Raw genomic sequence first — 19,362 nt, 5'->3', positions numbered from 1 at the left:
AAATGAACTGCGGAATTGAAAATAAAAGTAATAAAAAAGTGCTCACACGCATCTAATAATAGTGTATTTCAGCTATCAATCTATTCAGAACAGTTGATCTTTTCAAGAAAATGATTCTGTAATTCACGATCAGATATATAAAGAAAATAAGTGCTATATCAAGCGAACGGTGTTACATGAAATTTTGTAAGGGATTGGAAAATGCAAAATATTGTGATGTGAGGGTGTGACTCGAAATGAATATTGCGTTAATATCCAATTATGTTCCAGGGAAGCGACCAGTGAGCGAGTATTGCTATCATTTGGTTAGGGCACTAAAAAATAATCGGAAAGTTCAACGGATTCATGTGATTGCTGACATGGTGGATGGATATCCGGAGATCCACCATGAAGGGAAGCTTACGATTCATAGGGTATGGAGGTTCGATTCTCCTTTGTTGTCTTGGCAGATCGTCAATCATCTTAGGGAACTTTCAGTGGATTGTTGTTGGTTTAATATCACTTTGGGAAGTTTTGGTATGACGACTGCTAATTTTATGGGAATGATGGTGCCGCTAATCACAAAAAAATTATTAAACATTCCATGCTTAATCACACTTCACAACATGATAGAATTGGTGGATTTGAAAAAAATGAACTCGTTTAATAATAGATTCATAAAATGGGGCGCGACATTGGCAACCTGGATGCTTACTCGCGCAGGTAATATGTGTGTGTTATTACCTGAGTATGAAATAATTCTTAAACAAAAATATAAAGCGCAGCATGTGAAAATCATGCCTCATGGATCTTTGGGTGGGTCTGGATGCGTGATGGATCAATCCAAAAAAATGATATCTAGGAAAAGGAAAAATCTTCTTGCATTTGGAATATTTGGAACGCATAAGAAATTGGAAACAACGCTGGCAGCAATGCGTCATGTCTATGAAATTGACCAGGATGTGAGATTGAATGTTGTGGGCGCATCCAATGCGCACAATCCCGATTATCTTGAAGAACTGAGGCGGCGATATTCGGGAAATCCTAATATTCGATTTATAGGATATGTTCCCGAAGAAAAAGTGCATCAGATTCATTCGGAAAATGAAGCTGCAATTATGCCATATCATACCATTGGTGGTGAATCTGGCGCATTGATTCAATCTTGTATGTACCAGATGCCTTTGTTGGTATCGGATCTGCCGTTTTTTAGAAAGAAAGAGCAAGAGGGATATTGTATGGATTTTTTTGATATTCAAAATACAAATAGTATTGCAAAATCAATTCTTCAATTATTCGAGAATAGTCCTGGAAAATTACGCCACTTCGGTGAAAAAAATTATTATGCTGCACGTACCTATTCGATGGACGATGTTATTGCTCAATACATAGAACTCATTCAAGAAAAAATTATAAAGAAAGAATCCTCGATGGCCAGTGCAAGGCTTAATTAACAAAAAATGAGTCGTGGGTAGAACGGCAGAAAAAATAATAACGATAGAATTCAAAATATAAGGGACTAATTAATAATTGTCTGATTTTGTATTGAGCGGATGAGGTCTTCATAAGAGTGGGCGAGTTGTTCGTAACTTCTCGCTTTACGTAATTTTTCAACAACTTTTATATTTTTTTTCAGACGTGTCGGCTGATGGAGAAGATTCTGGAGACAAGCACATAGTGTGTTTACTTGGGGATCAAAAAAAGTAAGGTCTTTTTCTAAAACTTGATGTTCTGGTCCAATCCACTTTTTCAGACATGTTGATAACGCGATAGGCTTCTTGTAAGATAATGCCAAGGATAAAATTCCAGAAGAAGACATGAATGCTCGATAAGGTAAAACAACAATGTCGGCTGCGCCGAAATATGTTGCGAAATCTTTTTCTTTTACATGGCCTGTAATTTGGACATTTTTTATTTTGCGTGCATGCGTTTCAAGTTGACGGTAATATTTGCGATAATGACTTTTGTGTTTTTGTGTCAAACTTTGTCCGCCAGCCAGGATGAGACGCATATTTGTACCTGGACATTCCTCGTGCAATTTTTCGAATGATTTAAGAATAAGATCTGCACCTTTATACCAGGTCAGATAACCAAAAAGAAGAATGACATACTCTTTTGTACAAACATTGATTTTTTGACGAGCGATATGTTTGGGTAAAGATGTAATATTACAATCGACACCATGTGGTATGGTAATCACTTTTTGGTGTTGAGAATTTAATTGGAGAAGTCTTTTTTTAAGAGAATTTTCTAATACCACGATTTTGTGAGACGTCAACATCATCAGACGGTAGTATGTTTTCAACAGATTTGACATAAGTTTTGTTTTTAACGTGTTTTTAGGTAAGCCAATGTGACCAGATAGTGTCCCGAGATCCAATAGTACTTGGTGCATGACAATGATATTTTTTTTATGACAAGCACTTACCAAACCCAGTAGAGCGGGAAAGACACTCATGATTCCAGTGTCTCCGTAAAGGGAAAATTCGAATTCCCAAAGAATGGTGTTTACTTGAGTGAATTTTAAAATGGTTGAGAATATTTGATAATATAATTGTGGTCGGTTTCTATTCCAACAGCGAATGATTAAAATATTTTCATCTTCGAATACTTCTGGTGTGTCGATAATGTCTGCCAATACGATCATTCGATCTCTTCGAATACGTGACCATGGCTTAATTTTATTGCGCGTGAAACTAGCGACGCCACCTACTTTGTCGCCATGTGTTTGGCTGCGAGGTGGGAAATTAGAGACGACCATGACGGTTTTTGAATGGTTGTAGATGTTCAACAATTTGTTGGAGATCATGTCGGCTGATCCGCCCTTTTTTTATCATGCTATCTCAATGGTAGCATGTTTTATTGTGGAAGTAAAAAAGCAGAAAACAATTGCTCGGTTTTTTATTAAAAATAGTATGTCGAAAAAAATCTATTGCCACACAATACTGGTTATACAATATGCGGAAAAGATAGTCCATAAGAATTCCGGCATACATTTGACGGAATTCCGTATACTGCCAAAGTATGTCTAATTATTAGATGATCTTTGAAATGATTTTATTACCATTTATTTTGAAAATTATTAGTCTGCGATATAGGTAAATATACGCTACTTTAAATAAACTTAAATGATTGACGTTGTTGGAAAATAAACATCAAAGGGTACTTGGGAAATTAAGATTTTAAAAAAACGTAACACTGGGTCCAAAGCATCCAATCCCAAAGGCTATCCCGAAGATGATGTTCTAGATAACGTAGTAATTTCATTCCTGGCTCGCCACCCAGCTCGGCAATCATCGGAAGGTACATACCGCATTTGTATTTTTCTATCAATGCAAGATTCACAAAATGGGTTTGTTTTAAAATGGTTTTATTTGTCATTAAATTAATATGTCCCATTTCTTCAGGTACAGGTTCTTTGTAAACGAATTCCGCAAGTTTTTTCATTCCAGGGAGTACAGAAATAATTTTTACCAACAGTTCCAAGGGGCAATATTTTTGGGGTGTAGTCATAATTAAAATCCCCCCTGGTTTTAATATCCGGTGAATCTCGAAAAATGCTCTTTGCGATTCTTTGATGTGCTCGATCACTTCACTGCAAAGTATAAAGTCAAAAGTATTGCCATCAAATCGGCTTTTTGTAATGTCATCAATTGTAAAACTGATATTGGTATTTACAAATTTGTTTTGCGCATGATTTAAATATGATTTATCAATATCGGAAACCATAACTTTATCTGCAACGGTTGATAATTTAGATAAATAAGTACCGGAGCCAACACCGATTTCTAAAATGGTAGTGTTTTTATTATCCGTGTATTTGTTGATTGCATTACAAATCCAGTTGAACCGGGAAAGATGTAATTGACGGCGTGTTGGGTTGTTGGAATTATAAAGAACTTCTTCTAAATGGAGATCATGTTTTGCTTTTTTATTATGACTGATTTTATTTGATTTGTTTTTAAAAATAGACATGTTTTTCCTTTGTATTTAAGTGTCAGTGAATCCAGTATGCTTTACTGAGTGGTTGAAGATAGATGCACTGTATAAAAATTAGATAAAAACTTATGTTTTTTTATTGAAAATTTAATTAAAAAATTTTAATAAAAAGAGGATACAAGAGCATCCTCTTTTTATTAGTTTAAATTATTCATCTTCTTTGATATCGCCATGAATTATAGCAGCTTCCTTGATGACATTGTCGGAAATTCTGCCGGAAATCGGTTGAAAATGTGAAAAGACCATTTCGAAACCGGCGGTACCGGAGGTCATGGCTTTAAGATCCATTGAATAGGTTCTAAGCTCCGCCTGCGGGATATGGGCTTCGATTTGTTCAGTGCCCATAGCAAGGATCCGGCCGCGTCGGGAATTCAAGTCACTGGTGATGGCACCCATGTACGTGTCATTGGCATAAATTTTAACATGCATAACCGGTTCCAGCAAAACGGGAGAGGCGTTTTGCATGGCATCGAAAAACGCCTTACGACCCGCAATTTTAAAGGACATTTCCGAAGAGTCGACATCATGATAAGATCCATCCACCACCTTGATGCCGGTGTCAATCACCGGATATTTGGCAAGCACACCATGCTGCAAAGCTTCTTTAATCCCTTTTTCGACACCGGGAATGTATCCTTTGGGAATACAGCCGCCAACCGTTTTATCTTCGAACGCATAGCCGTCGCCTCGCTGGCGCGGCATAATTTCAAGATAAACGTCGCCGTATTGGCCATGGCCGCCGGATTGTTTTTTGTGTTTATGATGTCCTTTGCTGGTTTTTAGGATGGTCTCTTTATACAAAATACGCGGGACATCGCGCGTGACCTCGACATTGTATTTTTTTTTCAGTTTGGCCAGTGTGATATCAATCTGCAGATCGCCCATGGCGGAAAGCAGTGACTGACGGATTTCCGGTTCATACCGGAAGGTCAGGGTGGTATCTTCTTCGCAAAGTTTGCCCAGGACAGTCCCCATTTTTTGTTCATCACCCTTTTTTGTGGTCGAGACAGCGACGGAATAAACCGCTTGGGGCATCCGCAGGTTCGGGTACTGAATTTGTTGGCCGGGGTCGGAAAAAGTATTTCCTGTGTGCGCGGTATCCAGCTTGGCAATGGCCGCGATATCGCCGGCAACCACTTTGGGAATTTCGATGGTTTTTTTTCCTTGCAGCGCAAGCAGGTGGCTAAACCGGTCTTTGTGGTTGGCATTTACATTTTGAACATCCTGATCAGGTGAAATGGTTCCTGAAATTACGCGAAAGAAAGAAAGTTTTCCGGCATATTGATCAATCGTGGTTTTAAAAACATAAGCGGAAAAAGGGGCGTCTGTTTTTGATTCGCGGATTAATTTTTTACTTTCATCCGCCGGATCAAATCCTTCTTTGGCAGGATACTGAGAGGCCGTGGGGAGGACCAGGAGGAAAAAATCCAAGGCGGCGGCTGCGCAGGCAACCGAATTGCCGCATCCACAAATAACAGGAACAAAACTGCCGGCAACCAAAACTTCATCCAAACCTGTAGCAATTTCCGCATCGGTCAGGGTTTGTCCTTCAAGGAATTTTTCTGTGAGCGTGTCATCGCCTTCTGCCGCCGCTTCAATGAGTTTTTCATGGGCGGCATTGGCCGCTGCCTGCATATCCTCCGGGATAGGTCCGATTTTGGGGCTGGTTCCTTCGAAAGTAAGCGCCTTCATTCTCATCAGATCAATCACACCTTTGAAATCCGCACCCTGACCCATCGGCAGCCATAAAGGAACAGCGGTTTTTCCGAATTTGGTTGTGATGGATTCCAGCGCTGCCTCGAAATCGGCATTTTCCTTATTCATTTTATTGATGATTGCAACCCGGGGGATATGAAATTCTTCTGCGATCCGGGCGTGCTTCTCCGCCTCAACCTGAACACCGGATTCGCCATCCACTAAAATGCAGACCGAATCAGCCACATGTAACCCAGCGCGCACCTCGCCGATGAAATCAGGAGACCCCGGGGTGTCGATGAAATTGATTTTATGATCTTGGTATTCAACGAAACTTAAAGATGCCTTGAGCGACATTTTGCGGGCAATCTCTTCTTCATCGAAATCGGAAACAGTTGTGCCTTTGTCAATCAAACCGGGTTCGGATAGTGATCCACCTGCGACAAGCAAAGATTCATTGAACGTTGTTTTCCCGACTTGGCCATGGCCGGCCAGCAGGATCGTTTGAATATTTTCCATCTTGTAATCCTTGATCATAGATACCCTCCTGAGAGTTGGATAATAGATGTAGATTATAAAGAGCGGGTAAAAAGCATGTCAAGGTTTTTTACCGGTACCATCTGCGGAATTTTATAAAATCATCCCCAGCCGGGAAATTAAAAAAGCAGCGGGAATTTTATTTATATTTTTATTAATTTCCTGATATGCTTAAAATAAAAATGATATATAATACGATTATGCATACAGAGCATGAGTTTGTTCGGTTGGGGAACCACTGCCGGCATTTGTAAAGCGGCCTGGGCAGGATACTCTAAAGCATGTCAGGAGGTGATTATAATGTCATCAGAAAGGCGCCGTGAGGAACGTATCCAACCGGTTTTTCGTGTCAGGACTGAGGTGTTGCCGGAAAAAGGAGATATTCATATGGCGGTTTTTGCGGATATTATCAATCTTTCGCAAAATGGGGTCTGTCTTCGATCACCGCTAAAGCTCAAAGAGAAAGCCAAACTGATTGTTTACCTGCCTGATTTGGAAAGTAAAAATCCCCTGGAGCTTCATGGTTTGGTCCGTTGGATTAAAGAATCGGGCCCGCTCATGTTTGAGTATGGAATGGAATTTTCCGGTATTGAAAAATTTACAGAGTATACGATTCACGGTAAAATTAAGAAAATAATGACTGCATATTATGAACAGCAGAGTATGCGTATTGAATAAGCGTATTTGCGATTCGCGGTTGCGCCGGCGTCCCCAGGAGCAATGTTTGTTCCAGGCCGGCGCCCCCCCCCGCAGGTGTGATCAACGTGTTTTTTTCTTTGTCAAGAAATAGAATAATAAATTTTAAAAAAGAGCACTATTTTAACGATACTAGAAAAGAATAGTGTTGACGCGGTAAGAAAAGCCTTTAAAATGGATACTTAAATGATGTCTGCGGATAGTAAGCATCAAGGAGGCATGAATGCAAATTATGAAATCGGTGAGACAGCTGCGGTGGCTGGCAGGTACGGGTTTGCTGATGTTATTGGCCGGCGGATGTGCTTCTTTGCAGGAGCGGTTGGCCCAGAAAATTGAGTATATTATGCCAAAAGATGAGGCGTCTCCCGGCGATGTGCTTCCACTGGGATTTATTCTTCCTGAGGAAATTAAAGGCGGCTATGTTGTCTTTTTTGATAAAAAATACCGTATTTTTCCACGTCGTGATTTGGGGGCTAGGATGTATGCCACATCACTGGCTGTTCCCAAAACTGATCCGGGTGACTATCCCATTTTTTGTTACTTTAAGACGGTGACAGGAAAAAAAATTATCAAAGAGGAATTGGCTGTTCAAATTCTGCCTGATTTTATTGAACGGCGGGTGGACAAAGTCAAAGGGCGGAAATTTAACAGTGAGGCGTATATGCGGGAACGCATTAAGATCCAGGAGAATTTACGCCGCACAACCTACCGTCCGAAGCGTAAGCAGGATTTTACATTGCCTTTGGGCGGCGAGGTGGTTTCGACCTTTGGCACAATCCGGAAGTATGGGGAAAAAGCCGAGGTGGCTTTGGAAGGGATTGAAATTAAAAGCGTCAGTGCATCCATCGTTGATGTCAATGCTGCTGCCGACGGTAAAGTGATTATCGCAGAATATTTTTCTATGTTAGGCAACGTGGTGTTGATCGATCACGGACTTTCATTTGCGACACTCTACTGTCATTTGCGGAATGTCGAGGTAAAAGCAAGCCAAACGGTACTGCGCGGCGACCGGCTCGGTTTGGTGGGCAACAGCGGGGGTGCGTCAGTGGGTAAACGGCTTTATTACCAGCTATTTGTTTCCGGGTCACCGATTAATGTTCAACGCTATACGGATATTAGTATTTTTGAATAAAAATTATTCATACGTTTTTCCTCAGTCATTCCCTCAGCAGGGATAAAGCAGTCTGATGTACTGAACGGTTGAGCACAAACACGGTTTATTAAAGAGGGGAGATTGATTTATGGCGGATTTTTCCAAGGTGAGAGCGGCAGTCCAAAAGGAAGAATTGATTATTCATCGCGGCCTGGTTTTATTGGCAAGTAGTGTCGGCGGTGCCGGATTAATTTTTGCATTGATACAGCTGTTTGGCAATATAACAACACCGGCAAGCGATATTGCCGGGCCGATCACCCTGGGATTGATGGCAGTGCATGAACGTTTTGATACAGCCTTGATTTTACTCGGCGGATTGTTGGGTGCGGTTTTCGGACAGCTGATTTGGACGCTGCTGGGCCATGTACAAAAAATGGTAAGTCCTTTGAATGTACAAACAGTGTTGAAAAGAGGGGCAATTCCTTTTGCGGTTTTTTTACCTCAAATCACTTATCTGTGTCAGGGAAAGGCGCTTTTGTTTGCACCCTTCATTAGTTTTTTTGGATTGGCGTTTGGGATCGTCTTGCTCTCGCTTTTAGAGAAAAAAGACAAACGGAAGATATTTTTTGCGCATCCTACGGAGAGTGACTATACTCCGGTAGATTTTTTTACACATGGCAGTGTGATCACACTGGGTACGGGTGTGGGCTGGTTTATTCAGTCATTGCCGGGAATGGCCGTGACGGTGGGTGGAGGTCTGTGGTTTGCACTGTCGGTGGGAATCGGGTTTTGGATTGTCTCGCTGCTTTTTGCGGCGTTGGTTGGATTGTTTTTTTCCAAGAAAACATTTGATCAAATTTATATGGCATTGGGATTGTCCCTGTTGCCCCTGGCCCTGCTGCCTTTGCAGACGCTGGGATGGATTGACTATTTAAAAGCAGGCAATGTTGTTACCCGGCAATTGGCTGCTTGGCTGCCGGTTGTATTACCGGTTCTCGTTGGCACCGGTTTTGTCGCTATTCTGATAGTGAGTCTGCTGGGATTGCGTCGGCAGACAGTGGAAACAAGTCCGGCCTGGGAGGAATTGTTTCGCGCCCTGATGTTGATTTTAGGTGTGCCGCTTTTGTTGTATGCGGTTGCGTATAATCCACTGGGGGCGGCCTTTCATCAGCAGGCATTGACGGGAAGTCTCGACTTATTTAACGAAGGCGAGAGTCTGGGTGTTGCCCAGGCAATGCTCTCGGGCAAACTGCCATTTAAAGAAATTTTTTTACGGCATGGTTTTTTATCGGATGCAGTAAGCGGGTTGGCTGCCATCCAGTGGTTTGGCGTTTCGGTGGCATCTTTACGGATGCTCATGGTTTTGTTGGCGCCGCTGGGTTTGGTGGCGATTTATTTATTGGCGATTTTTTGTCTGCCTTGGATCTGGGCACTGCTGTTATCCATTGTGTTGTTAACCGGGCATTTGGGCACCATACCAATGACGCGTTTTTTCTTTCCCATTATTGGATTCATTTTTACGCTCTATTTTATACAGCGCGGTCGTTGGATTATTCTTGTGTTTTCAGGACTTGTCACAGTACTGTCTTTGATCGCATCCCACACCGCCGGAATAATAGCCTTGGTCGGTAATTTATTTTTAATGACAGCCTATACTCTGTTTGGTCAAAGCTCATTGAAAAATCGGGTGATTCAATTTGGGATATATCTGGGTGCCACGGTATTGTGTTTGCTGCCTTGGTGGCTTTATTTGGGAATGAGCGGCAGCTTGGGTGCTTATTTTTCGAATTTTTCTTGGGTGATTACCCAGTATACGGCGGTATACGGTTTGCCGATCTCCTCCTGGATGGAAAATCCACCCATCATGCAAATGCTGTTATTTGCATTGCCGCCGGGCGTGGTGGTCGTCGGCGCCCTGATGATTATTCAGGCAGTCAAGACGATAAGGCAAACCGGTATTTTTCCCTGGAATGTGTTGGTGTTGGTTGTTTTCACTGGAATGCTTTGGATGCGTTTTTTAAGCCGGAGTGATTTTTCGTATTTAGCGGACGTGCTGCCGATGGCCGCCATGTTAATGGCATTTTTTATCTATCGCTTGACAGCCAAACAACAGTTACTGCGCGGGATCGTATTTGCGGCACTTTTGCCGGCGGCGTTTTTTCCTCAGAGCGGATATACCACCCTGCCTGAATTGGCCGGTGCGTTTGGTGAAAAAAATAAGATTGCCATTGATGGTCTAAAGAGCGGCAAGAGTGAGCGCCTGGAAAATCTCTTCCTGCCGGGTCAAGAGGCAGCCGCACTTGATCAGGTGATTGAATACTTGGAAGGGCAGGTGGGAACCACTGAGTCTTTTTATGATTTTTCCAATCAACCCCTGCTGTATTTTTTAGTACCCAGAAAACCGGTGGTGAAAACACTTAGCACCTCGACCGCAGCAACATTTGAACAGCAATTGGATGTCATACGTCATTTGTCCAATGCGGACCTCAAGAGTGTGCTTTTTCAGGGCAGCCATAGGACCCCCATGGCGCTGGATAATATTCCTTCAGTGGTAAGACAGTATGCGATTTCAGAGTATCTTTTACAGACATTCTCACCTACTGCGGTGATTGCCAATTGGGTGATGCTCTCGCCGCCGATTGAAGGATTGGACCCGGATGTCAAGGCCATTGCCGCCTTAAAAAAACCGGTTGAACTGCATGCATTGCCCCTGCAGTGGGGTGCCCTGGGGAAATATGATCCGAACCAGGGTGGTACAGTTGGCCGCTACCTCGCCACCGCAGGCATCAAAGCAGTGGATGCAAAAGACGTTACCGTGACAGCGCGGGGAGAAACGATCCGTGTTGCCGGTGTGAATCAAACCGTGCGGTTGGAGCTTGTCCGTGCGCAGGGGCAATCCAAACCGGCTAATGTTTTGGTCATGGCAATGACGGTGGATACGCAGTTGGATAAAAAGCAGGCAGTTTTGTCATGGGGCGGCGATCCGCAGCAAACCATCGCATTTACCCTCCAGGGTGATCAAAAGACCCATCGTTATGCATTTCGCCTGGGTGCCCTGCCGGCGTGGGTTTATGCAGATTCACAGAGCAAATTGACGCTGGCCATGCCTGGCGGCGGTTGGACATGGGAAAGTGCTGTTCTGTTGCAAGTGAAGGATATTTCTGAATTGGCGGTCAAGACAGCATCCCAGGGAGTCGGTTCGAAATAAGTGTTTTAATCCAGTCTTGTTCAAAGTAAGAAATACAGCAGCTCGTTGGATCGCATGGAGAGCTTATTTCCAAAGGAAAAAACGCAGCTTAAGTTTTACTTAGAACAGCAGGGGATCTTATCGTCAAATCCGGCTCTAGCGTATGGTTACAGTATCAGTTTTCCTTTAAAAATAAGCTCTCCATGCGACCGGGCAATAGGATGCGTGATTAATTTGGACCGTCGTGGTTGAAGATAGGGTTCATTTGGATTTTTATCTCTCTTTTCCTTTGACCTTTCAAAATTTTCCTGTATGATTTTGGGCGATTAATGAAAACTTTGGAGGATTGACAATTAAATGGCACTCAATATTATTTTTAGTTTTATTGGTGGATTGGGTCTTTTTTTATTTGGAATGAAATCTCTTTCCGATGCTTTGCGGAATGCCTCAAGTGATCGCATTAAAGGCATTCTTGCATTTTTGACAAAAAATCGTTTTATGGGACTCTTACTGGGAACCGGTATCACGGCATTGATCCAGAGCAGCTCAGCCACAACTGTGATGACCGTTGGGTTGGTGAATGCCGGCATGCTTTCCTTGACCCAGGCCCTTTCAGTTATATTGGGTGCCAATATCGGAACTACGCTGACCGCCTGGATTGTTGCCTCCATGTCCATCTTCAGCATTAAATATTATGCACTGCCATCCATCGGCATTGGTTTTTTTCTTCTTACATACAGCAAGAATATCCGGTGGCGCCAGGTCGGTGAAGTTGTTTTTGGTTTTGGTGTTTTGTTTTTTGGTTTGCTGATTATGAAAGATGCTGCCAAGCCGCTTGCCTCGCATCCACAGATTAATGAATTTTTTCTGCTTTTTTCCAGATATCCCATTCTTGGTGTTTTGGCCGGGACCGTATTTACTGTCCTAGTACAATCATCCTCCGCAACCATTGCGGTTGTTCAAGCCCTGGCTTGGCAGGGTTTGCTGGATTTTAATGCAGCCATTCCCTTGATTTTGGGAGATAACATCGGGACCACGATTACAGCGCAACTTGCCAGTTTGCAGACCAACCTTACCGCGCGCCGAACCGCCATGGCGCATTCCATCGTGAATGTTTTCGGTGTTATTTATGTGTTGATTTTTGTTCATAACGGATGGTATGCCAAACTCATTCAATGGATGGTTCCCGGAGAACTGTCGCAGGGAAATGTGATGGTACACATTGCGCTTTCTCACACGGTGTTTAATGTTTTTAATACCTGCTTTGTATTTTTGCCCTTACTGACTTTTTTGGAAAGAAGTCTGGTCCGTTTCATGCCTTCCAAGGTGGGCGAGGATGCACATATCCCGCAGTATTTGGAACCGAACCTGCTCGATGAACCTTCACTGGCGCTTCATCAGTCAAAAAAAGAGATTATCCGTATGGCCAATCTTGCCAATCATACCATTGATACAGTGCTTGAAGGGTTTTTTGAAAATGACCGCAAAAAATTAAGTGAGGTCGGAAATTATGAGCAGGGGCTCGATCGTTTTCAGCATGATATTACTGATTATTTAATTGATGTTTCCCGGAAAAATCTTAGTACTGACGAGGCCCGGCAGTTGCCGGTGCTCATGCATTCGGTCAATGATTTGGAAAGAATCGGTGATCATGCGATCAATCTGGTGGATTTGGCGGAACGGCATTCCCGCCTGGAAGTTAAGCTTAATGATCAAGCGATGGATGAATTGCGTGAAATGAGCAGTGAGATTAAACGAATGCTGAGAGAGGTTATCATCGCGCTTCAGGAAAACAATCGAGACGCCGCCAAACAGGTTTTGGTACGGGAAGAAAATGTGAACCGGCAGTATCAGCAATTGAAGCAGATGAATCTGGATCGTATGAATGCCCGGGAGTGCCGTCCTTTGGGTGGGCTGGTTTTTGTTGATTTTATTAACAATATTGAAAAAATCGGGGATCATATTACCAATATTTCACAAGCGGTTTTACGCGCTTATCAGTGGAAATAAATTTAAATTCGATTTATAATCAATCGTTCGCAACACTTTTCCTGCGGGAGGTATGACATGGCTTCTGAGGCGTTTAAGGCTGAGGCAAATGCAGAGCGAAGGCGTTTTACCCGGATGCCGATTAAAATTCAGGTCAGGTTTCGCTGTTTGGATCGCGGGAATATTTCTGAACCGCAGGCTGACTTGGCCGAAGACCTGGGCGCAGGTGGTTTGATGATGCACTCTGAGCAGAACCTTCCCCTAAATCAGAATTTAATGGTGATTATTTATCTCCCGCCGACAGAAAAACGGTTCACAGATCCCAAGGATGTTCCTGAAGAGGAATGCCTCGAAGTTGAGGTTCTTTCACGCGTCGCCTGGAGTGCAGCAGCACCTCAGGGCGGTTTTATGATCGGAATACAGTTTCTGGATTTGGATCAAAATAATCGTAAGTGGTTGAAAGAGTTTTTGGTTGATTTCAAGCTGGACCAGCCGGATTCTTCTCTCTATACGTAATTTGAAAATTTCTCCCGGTATTTAAAAAAAACCAAAAAATGATTTTAAAGTCAGGAAGGTAATGGTAGAATTTTTGAAGCCGGTTTGTAAAACAGGAGGCTATGCATGAAGGGTTTTGGAAGTGCGCAATTTGACCGTCGCCGATATCCCCGGCTGGATTTTTCATTGCCGTTGGCTTTTCAAATATCAGATGACCCCCAAGCACCCGAAGGTGTCTCGGCCAATATTTCTTTAGGCGGCATGATGGCCTTTTTACCCGGCAGTGTTGAACAAGGCCGGATTATTGATATAACGATGCTGCTTCCCCTGGGGAATGAAAAGCATACCTGCAAGGCTAAGGCTGAGGTGGTTTGGGCCAGGCAGGGTAATTTCGAGAGTGGCTGGGCATGTCAGGTTGGTTTGCGCTTTGTGGAAATGCCGGAAGCAGCTTCCACGATATGGAAAAGGTTTTTAATTGAATGGCAGGGCGAAAAGCAATAATTCCACTCACCATGAGTTGACCTCATATAGAATCCGAAAAAGCATTAATAAAATTCCATAAAATGTCGACAATCATTATAGAATATGTTTCTTAGTAGTGCCCAAGATGCCGAAAAAAATTCCGGACGGTGACACCGGAGCGGTGGGAAATTCACAGACAGGAAGCGATATGAACAAAAAAAAATATGGTGATATAGAATTTGAACGCCGCGTTTTTCCCAGGTTTGTTATCCATCTTCCGTTTTCCTATGAAGTGGACAATAAAAAGAATGAAGGCATCACCAACAATGCCTCGCAGGGGGGATTGCAGGTCTATCTTCCCGAACCGGTTGCGATCAATACCGTGCTGCGTTTCAAGCTTCTATTGCCGGAAGGCAATGAGGTGCAATACGTTGAGGCAGCCGCCAAAGTGACCTGGGTGCAAAAGAGCATGTTGCCGGAACCGAAAAACTATAAGGTGGGTCTGGCATTTGTTGATATTTCCCAGGAAGGCCGGAAATTTCTGCAATGGTTTGAACAGCTTTGGCTGAATCAGGCCGGCTGAAAAAAGGTTACCCGCCGCTGGGTTGAAATCCAACGTTGTGACAAATAAGCAGACCAGGTGTGTTGTATTCATCGCTTTCACGCCGAACAGACTTGTAAAAAAGATCAATAGCAGCCGATGGCGTGTATTTGGAAAATACTTGCACATTGCATTCTGACAGGGTATGATGTCAAGCCAACAAGCAATTATCGTCGCCAAACAGCATGGTCGTTTACGGCAATTGAATCGGAGGGGTGTCATGGGATTTCCGGCAAAAAAAATATGGATTGATGGAAAACTTGTGCCTTGGGATGATGCCAAGATACATATTTTATCCCATGCCCTGCATTACGGCTCTTGTGCCTTCGATGGTCTGCGAATGTATGCCAATCCCAAAGGATCATTTATTCTTCGGCTTCGCGAGCACTTGAAGCGGTTGCTGGATTCAGCCAAAATATACCGCATGGATACTGCCTATGATTTGGACACACTCTGCGCGGCGGTGCGCGAAACCATTCTTGCCAATGATTTAAAAGAAGCCTATATTCGCCCGTTTATATTCCGCGGGTATCATTCCTTGGGGATCAATCCCTTTAAATGTCCCATTCAAACCGCCATAGCTGTTTGGGAATGGGGCGCCTATCTGGGTGAGGATGCGCTGGAAAAAGGTGTTTCTGTCCGGGTGGCTTCCTGGAACCGTCCGGCACCCAATACCATGCCGGCCATGGCCAAGGTGGCTTCCAATTATATGAATTCCCAATTGGTTAAAATGGAGGCCCTTCAGGACGGGTTTGATGAAGGGATTGCATTGGATACCTTTGGTTATATATCCGAGGGGTCGGGTGAAAATCTTTTTATTATCAAAAACGGGGTGATTTTTACCCCGCCTTCCTCTTCCAGTATTCTTCCCGGTATAACCCGGCACTGTGTATTTCAACTGGCGCGGGACCTGGGATACACGGTCAAGCAGCATGTTCTGCCACGCGAGAGTCTCTATGTGGCGGATGAGGCTTTTATGACCGGCACGGCTGCTGAGATCACACCGATAACCCGGGTGGACAAGATACTGGTCGGTGATGGCAAGCGTGGGCCGATGACCCAAGCGATTCAGGAAGTGTATTTTGGCGTCCTCAAAGGTGAGCGGGAAGACGTGCATCAATGGATGGACAAGGTAAGGTAAATCAGCGATACCGGCCGGTAATGTTTCGTCAGCCGGAAACCGATACTGATGAGGCAGTTAAATTTAGCGTAAAGTGAGATTGTTTTCATGAAAAAAACCTTCATTCTCGATACCAATGTATTGCTTCACAATCCCGAAGCCTTAAAAATGTTTGCGGATAATTTGGTTGTGATTCCGATTGTTGCTTTGGAAGAATTGGATAAATTTAAAAAAGGCAATGATGAAAAGGGGAAAAATGCCCGGCATGTTTCCCGGTTTATTGATAAACTTCGCGGTCAAGGATCACTCTCCAAGGGTGTGAAAATGGAGAACGGCGGTATTTTGAAGATTCCGGTTGAGATGCCGGAGGTTAAGGTGAAAGGGTTGATACCAAACCGGATCGACAACCAGATACTGGCCCTGGCCATGTCTTTGCAACAACAGGGGGAGGGAAATGTCCGGTTGGTTACCAAAGACGTCAATCTGCGCGTCAAGGCGGATGTGGTTGAAGTTCAGGCAGAAGATTTTGAAAGTCACAAAGTTAATATTGATGAGCTTTACTCCGGGGTTGCCACTGTGGAGGTGTCTTCCGAATTCATTGCGAAATTTTTAGCAGATAAAAAACTGGCTTTACCGGAAGCAGAGCTGTTTCCCAATCAATTTATTCTTCTCAAGGATGGGAAAACTGATTCAAATCAGAGCGTGGTGGGGAAGGTCGACTGGAAGGAAAAAATGATCGTCCCCTTGATTTCGGGTGACCAGGAAATTTGGGGAATTACGGCTAAAAACCTGAGACAAAAATTTGCTTTTGAATTGCTGTTGGACAGTAATATACCTCTGGTGACACTCGTAGGATCGGCAGGCACGGGAAAAACACTGCTGGCGATTGCAGCTGCACTTCGGGCAACCTTGGACGAGCGCCGATACCGTCGAATCCTGGTAAGCCGGCCGGTGATACCCTTGGGAAGGGATATTGGATATTTGCCGGGTTCCAAGGAGGAAAAAATCGCGCCTTGGATGCAGCCTATTTTTGATAACTTGGAATTTTTAATGGACCAAAACGGGGAGTCTGAAGAAACCGGCGAAGGAACCTTGCGGTATTTAAATGAGAGCGGGAAGATTGTTTTGGAGTCCTTGACGTACATTCGGGGACGCTCGATTCCCAAACAATTTATGATTGTCGATGAGGCGCAAAATTTAACCCCGCATGAGGTGAAAACCATTGTTTCCCGGGCGGGGGAGGGTACCAAGGTCGTCTTGACCGGTGATCCTTATCAAATTGATAATCCCTATTTGGATTCCAACTCCAACGGACTAACCTACTTGGTCGAACACTTTAAAGCGCAAGGTTTGTTTGGTCATATTACTTTGACCAAAAGTGAACGGTCACCCCTGGCAGCCCTGGCAGCGAAACTGCTGTAAGTAGTCGATCCTGAAAAAGTCAAATTAGAACTCATTTCTCGATGAAGCCTGGTCAGATGATAGTGTAATTTTTGTATCTTCATACGTTTGAGATATATGCGCATTGTTTCACTCCTATGCTGCAAATGGGCAATACAATGATACGGGGACATACAAATGGTAGGTTGCAACAAATACAGCTTATTCGTTCAACAACACGCACAGGTTTTTTTTATTGCTTTTTCAATATTTCCAGCATTTTTTATGTTTTTCAGGATCGGCTAAGTAGGGAACGGTTCTGCATAGCGATGCATACGTTCGGGACACCCTGTATATGCAGGACAGGTCACGACGGTTCTTTCCTACCTTCATCACACACACCAGATTTTTCTTCAATTGACAAATTTTTACATTATAATATGCATGGTTGTATAATTGCGGCAATCGATACATAGAGAAAGTATTTAAGAGGTATTTGTGAAACGTAAATGTATTTTGGTCATGATACTCATGCTGGGATTGACAGTCAGCCCAGGTCCGGTATTCGGTGCGGTTGAATTGGACCACTACTATACGGCTGCGCAAAAGCTGACAGCGTACTATCCCCAGACCCCGGCGGGACGGTTGCAGGATTTGGAGCTTTACTGGTTGGCACTCACGCTGGATGCGCTCGGACAATCTGACCGCAGTGAGCAATACCTGCAATACCTCCAAGAATATTATCCCAAAAGCCCCTTACAAAATATTCTTCCTGAAATTCCGGAAGACACACCCTATCTTCCTCACTTTGATCTTGATCCGGAAATTTCCCGTCTTATGAAAACTGCTTATCATGAAATTGAACAAAACCGGTATGGGCCGGAAACACCGGCGTTTTCAGAATGCATCGCGTTGCTGACGCTTCAGATTGATGCAATTTTGCAAGGGGATCAAGCAGCCGGTTGGGAGCGCTTCCTGGAAAAATATCCGGAATCAGAATATTCAGGCTGGGCTGCCTATCAAATGGCCTGGCAAGCACGGCATCGGGAAACCAACACGCTCACATTGCTTAAAGACTTTTGGGTATCACAAAAAATGCATCCCTTAGGATTGGAAGCAGCTGAAGCCATGGATGTACGGTTTTTTTCTCCGGAAAAACTCTCTTTTTTATCAGCTTTGCTGCCCGGATTGGGTGAAGAGACTTTGGAACCGGGGATGCGGGAATCGTCTACAGTCATGTATTCCGAGCTGCTTTTTTTGGCCGGAACAATTGGGTTTGCAATTGCCGCGCAAAATAATGCGCGCATTGAAAATTTGACCGGGGCGCTGATCATTGGCAATTTTCTTATTCTTAATCACAAGGGAAGTGCGGATAAAGCCTATGTTTTGGCACACCGGCGCAATATGGCTGGGCAGCGAAAATTCCAGAAAGACCGAATTGATAAATCCGTGATCGGGCCGGCGTGGGTTTCACAAGCAGCAGCGAAAAATGATCCGGCGGGATCTTTGGACAATGAGCTGATTTTGTCTTTGAACTATCAGACAGAGAGTATTGGGAGCGGTTTGCGCGGAAAAGGCTATGTCAATGATAACAATCTGGTTAATCTGGGGTTTCGGGCCGAATATCTGGCAACTCTGTTGACCCTATTGAGCGGACCGCATTTGGATATTAGCCTCGGCGTGGTTCCCTTTGCCAGACTTTATATCAATGCTGCCGAAAAACAGTCTGAATCCGGATTGGACAAGGGACTTTATATTCAGGAGTATAGTATGGGCGCTGAATTGGCCTGGCTAACCCGCTGGTCCTTTCAAGAGTCATTTTTGCAATTGCGAATATCCGGCGGACCGGCTTTTCGCGTCCGGACCTTTTCTCTGGATCAGGCGGAATTTGATGATAAAAAATTGGTGCCGGCCGTCACACTGGCGCTGGACTGGGGCGGACTGAGCGGCAGCTACTGGCATGCCGCAGTTTTCTACGAAACCGGCACAACCGAAGCATCTCTCCAGCTGGATGCAGATACCATCACCCTTCCTTCAAAAAGTCTGGGTTTTATATTCGGTTTGGGAATTCATTTTTAGTGGTTTAATAGAGTTGTTGAAAAAAACGGATACTATTTTCTTTATATTCC

General features: G+C 43.9%; 14 protein-coding genes. 11 read left to right on the top strand and 3 right to left on the bottom strand.

The annotated features are described in order from the left end of the window. Positions 1 to 236: 236 nt before the first annotated feature. The gene (locus K8S19_08875; protein MCD4813789.1) at positions 237 to 1,433 is read left to right on the top strand and encodes a glycosyltransferase; all 1,197 of its coding nucleotides are present in this window, start codon (positions 237 to 239) and stop codon (positions 1,431 to 1,433) included. 65 nt (positions 1,434 to 1,498) lie between these two features. Here the strand turns inward: K8S19_08875 and K8S19_08870 are convergent, their stop codons facing one another. The 3 genes from K8S19_08870 to K8S19_08860 form a co-directional block, all read right to left on the bottom strand. Beyond that, positions 1,499 to 2,788, bottom strand: coding sequence for a glycosyltransferase (locus K8S19_08870; GenBank protein MCD4813788.1), 1,290 nt, complete (start codon positions 2,786 to 2,788; stop codon positions 1,499 to 1,501). Positions 2,789 to 3,153: 365 nt separating this feature from the next. Next, complete coding sequence (locus K8S19_08865) at positions 3,154 to 3,954, bottom strand: class I SAM-dependent methyltransferase (GenBank protein ID MCD4813787.1); 801 nt, start codon at positions 3,952 to 3,954, stop codon at positions 3,154 to 3,156. A gap of 171 nt (positions 3,955 to 4,125) precedes the next feature. Continuing rightward, positions 4,126 to 6,210, bottom strand: a complete 2,085-nt coding sequence (locus K8S19_08860; GenBank protein MCD4813786.1) for an elongation factor G — start codon at positions 6,208 to 6,210, stop codon at positions 4,126 to 4,128. A gap of 300 nt (positions 6,211 to 6,510) precedes the next feature. Here K8S19_08860 and K8S19_08855 point away from each other — a divergent pair, with 300 nt between their 5' ends. The 10 genes from K8S19_08855 (at position 6,511) to K8S19_08810 (ending at position 19,312) form a co-directional block, all read left to right on the top strand. Next, positions 6,511 to 6,888: a PilZ domain-containing protein gene (locus tag K8S19_08855; protein MCD4813785.1), complete on the top strand. Its 378-nt coding sequence runs from the start codon at positions 6,511 to 6,513 to the stop codon at positions 6,886 to 6,888. Between the two features lie 241 nt (positions 6,889 to 7,129). After that, entirely contained in the window at positions 7,130 to 8,038 is a 909-nt protein-coding gene (locus K8S19_08850; GenBank protein MCD4813784.1) for a M23 family metallopeptidase, read from the top strand. 109 nt (positions 8,039 to 8,147) lie between these two features. Further along, positions 8,148 to 11,207, top strand: a complete 3,060-nt coding sequence (locus tag K8S19_08845) for a hypothetical protein (GenBank protein ID MCD4813783.1) — start codon at positions 8,148 to 8,150, stop codon at positions 11,205 to 11,207. 336 nt (positions 11,208 to 11,543) lie between these two features. Further along, positions 11,544 to 13,196, top strand: coding sequence for a Na/Pi cotransporter family protein (locus K8S19_08840; GenBank protein MCD4813782.1), 1,653 nt, complete (start codon positions 11,544 to 11,546; stop codon positions 13,194 to 13,196). 57 nt (positions 13,197 to 13,253) lie between these two features. Next, positions 13,254 to 13,691: a PilZ domain-containing protein gene (locus K8S19_08835; GenBank protein ID MCD4813781.1), complete on the top strand. Its 438-nt coding sequence runs from the start codon at positions 13,254 to 13,256 to the stop codon at positions 13,689 to 13,691. Between the two features lie 105 nt (positions 13,692 to 13,796). Beyond that, on the top strand, positions 13,797 to 14,171 hold the full coding sequence (locus K8S19_08830) for a PilZ domain-containing protein (protein ID MCD4813780.1): 375 nt from the start codon (positions 13,797 to 13,799) through the stop codon (positions 14,169 to 14,171). A 169-nt stretch (positions 14,172 to 14,340) separates the two neighbouring features. Next, positions 14,341 to 14,715 (top strand): PilZ domain-containing protein, encoded by a 375-nt coding sequence (locus K8S19_08825; protein MCD4813779.1) that lies wholly within the window; start codon positions 14,341 to 14,343, stop codon positions 14,713 to 14,715. A gap of 238 nt (positions 14,716 to 14,953) precedes the next feature. After that, positions 14,954 to 15,874 carry a branched-chain amino acid transaminase gene (locus tag K8S19_08820; protein ID MCD4813778.1) on the top strand — a complete coding sequence of 307 codons (921 nt, stop codon included), beginning with the start codon at positions 14,954 to 14,956 and terminating at the stop codon, positions 15,872 to 15,874. 87 nt (positions 15,875 to 15,961) lie between these two features. Next, positions 15,962 to 17,275, top strand: coding sequence for a PhoH family protein (locus K8S19_08815; GenBank protein ID MCD4813777.1), 1,314 nt, complete (start codon positions 15,962 to 15,964; stop codon positions 17,273 to 17,275). Between the two features lie 456 nt (positions 17,276 to 17,731). Then, positions 17,732 to 19,312 (top strand): hypothetical protein, encoded by a 1,581-nt coding sequence (locus K8S19_08810; GenBank protein ID MCD4813776.1) that lies wholly within the window; start codon positions 17,732 to 17,734, stop codon positions 19,310 to 19,312. Positions 19,313 to 19,362: the final 50 nt, after the last annotated feature.

The sequence above is a fragment of the bacterium genome (assembly GCA_021108215.1).
Lineage (GTDB): Bacteria > Oederibacteriota > JAAXVQ01 > JAAXVQ01 > JAUVAV01 > JAIORK01.
This window is presented reverse-complemented; position numbering and strand designations above follow the sequence as displayed.